The 7,862-nt window shown below is 55.4% G+C and carries 4 protein-coding genes and 1 CRISPR repeat array; of the genes, 2 read left to right on the top strand and 2 right to left on the bottom strand.

Annotated features, from left to right (window positions below; genetic code table 11):
• The first annotated feature begins 170 nt into the window (after positions 1-170).
• Positions 171-1,397 (top strand): Pvc16 family protein, encoded by a 1,227-nt coding sequence (locus QJQ48_RS27235; RefSeq protein ID WP_346294373.1) that lies wholly within the window; start codon positions 171-173, stop codon positions 1,395-1,397.
• Positions 1,394-3,352 (top strand): ATP-binding protein, encoded by a 1,959-nt coding sequence (locus tag QJQ48_RS27230; protein WP_346294372.1) that lies wholly within the window; start codon positions 1,394-1,396, stop codon positions 3,350-3,352. Before QJQ48_RS27235 ends, QJQ48_RS27230 begins: the two co-directional genes overlap by 4 nt.
• 390 nt (positions 3,353-3,742) lie before the next feature.
• Here QJQ48_RS27230 and QJQ48_RS27225 read toward each other — a convergent pair whose 3' ends face one another.
• Together QJQ48_RS27225 and QJQ48_RS27220 are read right to left on the bottom strand one after the other, a co-directional pair.
• Positions 3,743-4,111: a nucleotidyltransferase family protein gene (locus QJQ48_RS27225; protein WP_346294371.1), complete on the bottom strand. Its 369-nt coding sequence runs from the start codon at positions 4,109-4,111 to the stop codon at positions 3,743-3,745.
• A 100-nt stretch (positions 4,112-4,211) separates the two neighbouring features.
• On the bottom strand, positions 4,212-4,475 hold the full coding sequence (locus tag QJQ48_RS27220) for a hypothetical protein (RefSeq protein WP_346292783.1): 264 nt from the start codon (positions 4,473-4,475) through the stop codon (positions 4,212-4,214).
• A 717-nt stretch (positions 4,476-5,192) separates the two neighbouring features.
• A CRISPR array of direct repeats spans positions 5,193-7,362; the repeat unit is 35 nt; unit sequence GTTTCATTCCCACCACCCCGCAAGGGGACGGAAAC.
• Positions 7,363-7,862 lie beyond the last annotated feature (500 nt).

Here is a 7,862-nt window from a genome sequence, read left to right as displayed (position 1 = left end):
CATCGCTCTGCTCCCCCGCCCATTCAAATCACCATTGGCCGCGTTGATATTCGCGCCACTCCCCCCCCGGCTTCGTCCCCTCAACCCGCCCGCGATCGCCCCCATCCGCCTCATCTCCGCCTCGAAGACTACCTCAACACCCGCCGCGCCTCGACGACTGGAGGCCAATCATGAGTACCGCCCTGGCTATCGGAGCTGTGACTGCTATTCTCAAAGGTTTGCTGGACAATCGCCTCGCCACCGCCTCCGGCGATCTAGGTGGCAGCGCCCCTGCTGTCACGGTGCAGGCTCCCGACCTGGTTGTGCCCCCCGATGCCAGTACGGATGTAGACAGGCTCAATCTGTTTCTCTATCAGGTGACGCCTAACTTGGGCTGGCGCAATGTTGGCTATCCGGCCCGCGATTCCCAGGGCGATCGCGTTAGCTGTCCGCCCCTAGCGCTCAACCTGCACTATCTGCTCAGCGCCTATAGCCGGGTCGATTTTCGGGCTGAAATTATGCTGGGGTACGGGATGCAGCTTTTACATGAGCTAGGTGTTTTGCCCCGCGAGCTAATTGGGGCGCGGCTGGTCGCTTTGACCGATCCGCCAGAAAACGTGCTGGCGGTTTCCTCGCTGGCTCAGCAGATTGAGATGCTCAAAATTACGCCAGAAGCTCTCAGCACCGAAGAAATTTCTAAACTGTGGGCCGCCTTTCAGACCAACTATCGCCCTACTGCGGCCTACCAGGTTTCGGTGGTGCTAATTGAGAGTGAGTATCCGGCGCGGGCTGCTCTGCCGGTGCGAGAAGCGAATTTTAGGGTGTTGCCTTTCAAGCGTCCGGTGATTGCCGCTGTGCAGCCGCAAATACTGGAACCGGGGGATAGCTTGACTCTCACCGGGCAAAACCTCAGAGCCGATGAGCTGCGCCTCCGCTTTGGGGCGGAACCGCTGGTCACGCCGGCTGAGGCGGATGTGACTAACAGCCAAATTTCGGCCATACCGCCTGCTGGGTTACTGGCGGGTGTCAATGTGGTGCAGGTGCTGCACCTGATTGATTTTGGCACTTCTAGTCCCTCGGAACCGCATCCAGGCTTTGAGTCTAATACTGTCGCTTTTATGCTGCGGCCCACCATCACGCCGCCTGCTAGCGTCAGCGCTGGCAGCGATCTGAGCCTAGCCGTGGCGCCGCCTGTCGGTCGCAATCAGCGGGCTGTCTTGCTGCTGGGCGATCGCGCCCTGACGGTTCCCCAGCGCTCCCAGTCCGACCCGCCCACCACGGGCACCCTGACGATTCCTATCCCCGGCGACTTCACCCCAGACACCTACCTAATTCGCCTACGGGTAGACGGGGCTGAGAGCCGCCTCACCCCAGACAGCGGACCGTTCACCGGGCCAACGCTGCAGGTGACGCCATGACGATGACAGATGAGCGCGACTGGCAAACGGTGAATCAGCAGGCTTTGGCGGCTGCTCTAGAGGAAATTCGGCAGCAGCTACAGCGCTATATTGGCCAGCCCACCCAAACTGAGCCTGAAGCTGCTTTCAACGTCGAGCCGCTGTCCCTATGCAGTCAGTCAGAATCCCCCTCAGCCCTACAGTATCTGTCGGCTGTTTTTCGACTTACCTCTTTTGAGCGCCAGATCTTACTGCTTTGCGCTGGCGTGGAACTGAGCGCTGCTTTAGCCCAGCTTTGCAGCGAGGCTCAGGGAAATTGCCAGTTTGCCTACCCTACGTTTAGCCTGGCGCTGGCCGTCTTTCCGGCAGCCCACTGGAGTGCGATTGCCCCTATCTCCCCCCTGCGCCGCTGGCGGCTAATTGAGCTGGTAGACAGCGATCGCCTCACCCAGAGCCGCCTGCGGATTGACGAGCGCGTGCTGCACTATTTGATCGGCGTGCCCTACCTAGATGAGCGCCTACAGGGTTTAATTCAGCCGGTTGCTGTTCCTGCGCCGCTGCTGCCCTCCCGCCAGCCTTTAGCCCAGCGAATTGTCGAGGTTTGGCAAACGCAGACTCAGGCAGTGCCGATTGTGCAGTTTTGTAGCCGGACGGCAGCAGAGCCGCTGGCGATCGCCGCTACCGCCTGCCAGCAGTTGGAGGCCAAGCTTTATGCGCTGCGGGGCACGGATATTCCGGCTGCGATCGCTGAGCGAGAAGCCCTAGCCCGCCTCTGGGAGCGAGAAGCGCTTTTAAGCCACGGCATTTTGTTTCTTAATGGCGAAGATCTCAGTTCTAAAGTGCTGAAGCAGACCGTCATTCCCTGGGCTGAGAGCCTGCAGGTGCGGCTAGCTATTTCTCATTCAGAACCGCTGTCTCTGGGCGATCGCCCCGTGATGTATTTAGAAGTCGCCCCTTCTAGCTGGACAGAGCAGCGTCAGCTCTGGCAGCAGACTTTGCAACCTAGAGAACTCAACGGTCAGCTCGACAGCCTAGTTTCGCAGTTTCACCTCAGCCCTGCGGAGATTCAGTCCGTCTGGGCGGCGGTCGATCGCCAACCGGGTGACGCCGCTACCGCTCTGACTGAACGCCTCTGGGATGCCTGCCGCCTGCGATCGCGGCCCCGGCTGGATCATTTGGCCCAGCGCCTCCTCCCCACGGCGACCTGGCGCGACCTGGTACTGCCAGAGCGAGAGCAGCAGATGCTGCAGGAAATTGCGGCTCAGGTGCGGCAGCAGGCCAAAGTGTATGACACCTGGGCTTTTTCCCGGCGGGGTGGGGCGGGTTTGGGCATTGGGGCTTTGTTTGTTGGGCCGAGCGGTACGGGCAAAACGCTGGCGGCTGAGGTGTTGGCCCATGAGCTGCGGCTGGATCTTTACCGGATTGATCTGAGTCAGGTGGTGAGCAAATATATTGGTGAGACGGAGAAAAATCTGCGGCAGGTGTTCGACGCGGCTGAGGCGGGGGGTGCTATTTTGCTGTTTGATGAGGCGGATGCTCTGTTTGGCAAACGCAGCGAGGTCAAAGATGCCCACGATCGCTATGCCAATATTGAGGTGAGCTATTTGCTGCAGCGGATGGAAGCCTACCGGGGCTTGGCGATTCTGACGACGAATTTGAAAAAGTCAATTGACACGGCTTTTCTGCGACGGCTGCGTTTTTTGGTACAGTTTCCTTTTCCAGATGTGGCTCAGCGCCTAGAAATTTGGCGGCGCATTTTACCGCCCCAGTTGCCGACGCAAAGTTTAGATTTTACTCAGCTAGCGCGGCTCAACGTCACGGGGGGCAATATTCGCAATATTGCTCTCAACGCGGCTTTCTTGGCGGCTGATGAGGACGCCCCCCTACAAATGCGTCATCTGCTGCGGGCGGCGAAGACGGAATATATCAAGCTGGATAAGACGCTCACAGATGCGGAGGTGGGCGGCTGGATTTAAAGCAATTTAGGACTGTCTAGCTCTTGGAGTTGCTGCTTGATACGACCGCTGAGAACAGCATACTTACACCGACTCATGGTTTTACAGCTACAGATTAGACCCCTCCCAACCTCCCCTTGCTAAGGGGAGGTGCCGCAGGCGGTGGGGTGCCGATAAGGTAGTGCTAGTTCACCGACTCACGGTTTTACAGCTACAGATTAGACCCCTCCCAACCTCCCCTTGCTAAGGGGAGGTGCCGCAGGCGGTGGGGTGCCGATAGGTAGTGCTAGTTCACCGACTCACGGTTTTACAGCTACAGATTAGACCCCTCCCAACCTCCCCTTGCTAAGGGGAGGTGCCGCAGGCGGTGGGGTGCCGATAGGCAGTGCTAGTTCATAGAACTGGTATTACTCATAGACGGATGCCTTCTTGGTGGATGAGCTCTAGTAGACTTGGCTGAGCGGCCTCACAGCGCACTAAGTCAACTTCAAACCCTTTTACTTGGCAAAGTAGAGTCCCTACAGCCTGGCAGTACTGTTCCAGCGGTAATCCATAGACGGCTAGGTCAATGTCTGAATGCTCATCGACTCGCTCAGGCGTGAGCAACGAACCAAATAAGAAAACCTCTCGTACGCCAAACTGCTGCTTGAGTGTCTTAGCCGCTAGATGAGCCTGGATCATTCCTGCCTGCTGCCGCTCGTAGCTATGACGGCGATCGCGCGCTTGCTGTTGACGGGCATGAGCGACAAAGGCTGACAGGTCTGCTTTTGATAATGCCATACGATACGAGATCAAATTTCCTGCTGTCTTGATTTTAAGAGCAGTTAACTATCAGGCGGGCGTTGCCCGCCCGATGCTATTGGCTATCTCTCGCTAGGGGTTACTCTAGGCGCACTAGCTTGACCAGCAGGCTCATGACGTGACCTGCATCCGGGGTGATGATGATCCGATCGCCGGGAATGCTGATGGCGTTTGTCCAGCGGGCGAATTCGGCATAGTGCAGGGTGTGCAGGTGCAGCTTGGTGCGCTCGACTAGGGGCGGCGGGCCGATGAGAATATGGCGGATGGGCTGGCGATCGCCGTCGCTAGGAACTGTCAGCTCAGCCGGGAGGGGTTGAGCCGGATCTGGGCCATGTTGGAACATGGGGTTTCTCCGTTTTTTGGGTTTACAGGTTCCCTGTGTCCCAGGTGCGATCGCCGTTGGCGGGTTTTCACACCTGGGTTGGTTGTCAGGGAAGAAAACCCAAAAATTTACCGCCCCGTTTGCCAGAGTGTTGCAAGTCGGAGCGGCTAGAGTAAAATACCCCAAGCCCATGCTTCCGGACTGGTTACGTCAGTCTGGCTGGGTTAGAGGCCCGTTGTTGCTCTAACAACTTCGGGTCTCGCGCGGACAAATTTTTGGGAATAACGCAGGCGCTGGGATGATTTTTGCAGACCTCCGTTAAGCCCACACATTAGCGTGTCTGGGAATTGGAGTCAATATTTTTGAGCCAGGGGCGATCGCGCTTCGCTAAGAACTTAGGCTTCTTTGCCAAAGCCCGGTGAGGTGTAAAGTCTTTGGCGATCGGCAGTGTTCTACAGCGCTACGGCTATAGGCATATTTTCTTTGATTACAAAGTTAGACAGTGCCGGAGCTGGTGAGTTAGAGTGGCGAGTAATTCGTGGATGTTCCCACGAAGGTCACCGGAACCTTGAAAACCGCATAGTCTCGTAGACCTCCGTGGATTAATTGTTCCGTAAGGGTTTAAGGCGTTTTGGAGGAGTGCTTTTTCTCAATAAGCTTTGCTTTGTTGAGAGCTGAGCCGACCTTCGTGGTTTTGTCGTCTACAACCCGCTCCTAGTAAGGTCTCCTGAACGAAGGGTTTCATTCCCACCACCCCGCAAGGGGACGGAAACCCGATCAGATAATCTTTCTCTAGCCAAACTGACTTAGCTTGTTTCATTCCCACCACCCCGCAAGGGGACGGAAACGTTGTTCCAGAAGCTTGCACAGTTAAAGCCCCATTGCTGTTTCATTCCCACCACCCCGCAAGGGGACGGAAACTGCTGACTGCTCCACGTTTAGCCTCAATGTGTATTTAGCTATAGTTTCATTCCCACTACCCCGCAAGGGGACGGAAACCAGCGAACGCTGACGCCCCCGCAAATGGGGCAGTAACAAGTTTCATTCCCACCACCCCGCAAGGGGACGGAAACATCAAAACTCGATCCCTCTGCATAATCTTGGTGCATTGTTTCATTCCCACCACCCCGCAAGGGGACGGAAACACTAAACCGTAGTGTCGCTGGTAATAATCGCACGAGTTGAGTTTCATTCCCACCACCCCGCAAGGGGACGGAAACAGCGGGCTGGTATTATCTACGTTCTCAAAAAAGTGGCGTTTCATTCCCACCACCCCGCAAGGGGACGGAAACTTCTCTGCAAACTAAATCAGAAGTAAAGTGAATTAGATTTTTAGTTTCATTCCCACCACCCCGCAAGGGGACGGAAACGTTAACTCTTACTACGACAAGCTTAAGGATGGATCGTTTGATTTTGATAGTTTCATTCCCACCACCCCGCAAGGGGACGGAAACCGTAATGTTCTGCAGCAACTCTTCTTGCTGGGCAGGTTTCCAGTGTTTCATTCCCACCACCCCGCAAGGGGACGGAAACACGAGCGGATCACCCTGCCGATCCGGATAAAACACACTTGTTTCATTCCCACCACCCCGCAAGGGGACGGAAACACCTGCAGCTGCGAACCAGTGACGAGCATTTTAATCTCCTCCCTGGTTTCATTCCCACCACCCCGCAAGGGGACGGAAACCCATCGTCGGTGTCTTCGCAGTCGGGATATCCCGCCATAGTTTCATTCCCACCACCCCGCAAGGGGACGGAAACAAGACTCGCTTTATGTTCCCTATCGGCTTGCTTCTCAGCCTGCAAGTTTCACTCCCACCACCCCGCAAGGGGACGGAAACAAGACCTTGAAAGTAAATTGCAGTAAATCAAGTTCTCTGGTTTCATTCCCACTACCCCGCAAGGGGACGGAAACTGGGATGAGCCAACTGAATGAACCGGCTGCCCATCTCACTAAATGCTGTTTCATTCCCACCACCCCGCAAGGGGACGGAAACTCGAGTCGAGTTCGTCCTGGGGAATCCCGTAGTCCTCCCCGAGTTTCATTCCCACCACCCCGCAAGGGGACGGAAACATCTGGCGATGCCGCCAAATCCGTGTGTGCCATTCTTTAGTTTCATTCCCACCACCCCGCAAGGGGACGGAAACTCGATGGCGCAACCCCTGTCCCATCAGCCTGCTTTTTTGGGTTTCATTCCCACCACCCCGCAAGGGGACGGAAAATCATTGCGATAGAATGCAACAAACGGATGCTTGGCAATTGTTTCATTCCCACCACCCCGCAAGGGGACGGAAACCCTTTCGGTCCGCCTTTGTGGATACTGCCGATTGTCGGCAGGTTTCATTCCCACCACCCCGCAAGGGGACGGAAACGTTCTTGGGACTGGCAGCTTTCTAGGCTTAGGCTCGCTCATTTACTGTTTCATTCCCACCACCCCGCAAGGGGACGGAAACCGGATGAACTGGATGTTCTCTGCGTTCCACACAACCTTGTTTCACTCCCACCACCCCGCAAGGGGACGGAAACTACTTTCTAACCCGTTTTGGCTCATCCCCTCTAAAGCCAATGGTTTCACTCCCACCACCCCGCAAGGGGACGGAAACATGCTCTGAATGAGCAGAGCAATAGCCAGACTTGTTGTTTTTTCACTCCCACCACCCCGCAAGGGGACGGAAACGCCCTGGTTGGCCGCCTTGCAGCGGGATTGTTGTATCGATGGTTTCATTCCCACTACCCCGCAAGGGGACGGAAACACTGCCAGCAGCAATAATCGGATGTACCGAAGTTCAAGAGTTTCATTCCCACTACCCCGCAAGGGGACGGAAACATGGTAGCCGTGATTAAATCTCCGTGATTGTTACTTTGAAAGATTGTTTCATTCCCACTACCCCGCAAGGGGACGGAAACCTTAATCAAATTAGAAGGCAGAAGCAGAAGTATGAATTAGGTCGATGCGATAAAAAGTCTGTGACCCTATGCGCTATGGGATCGCCTTTGAATCGCCCTTCACCTTAGATGTCAGCTAATTTCTGCCCTCTGCCCTCAGATTTCTGCCTTTTATCCAGGGAAGGTAGAAGGATGAAAGGGATAGGCGACAAGGTGTTGCGATCGATGTAATCAGAAGTTTGCAACTCTGTTCAATATGCGATCGGCCACCCTTGAAAACATGAATGCCGCTATTTTCGAGGGCGCGAATGAGCAGTTTAAATAGGACAAAACAGGCTTGAAATGATTGATGAAGCTGCGCTTTAGACTTGCGGTGAAGCGACTGCCGCTAAAATATGTTGCACTTAGTTCTGCCTCGTCCAAAGCATCAAGAATTTTAACCCGCAACCTAGAGAAAATTCCGGTTCTGACCCAACTGCTACCATTGACGTAGCTTTGGTCAAAGCGCCGTCATGACCACC

Origin of the sequence: Sphaerothrix gracilis Ecp01 (genome assembly GCF_030405905.1) — a bacterium.
Lineage (GTDB): Bacteria > Cyanobacteriota > Cyanobacteriia > Phormidesmidales > Phormidesmidaceae > Sphaerothrix > Sphaerothrix gracilis.
The sequence above is the reverse complement of the archived record's forward strand: the minus strand, read 5'-3'. Positions and strand labels throughout refer to the sequence as shown.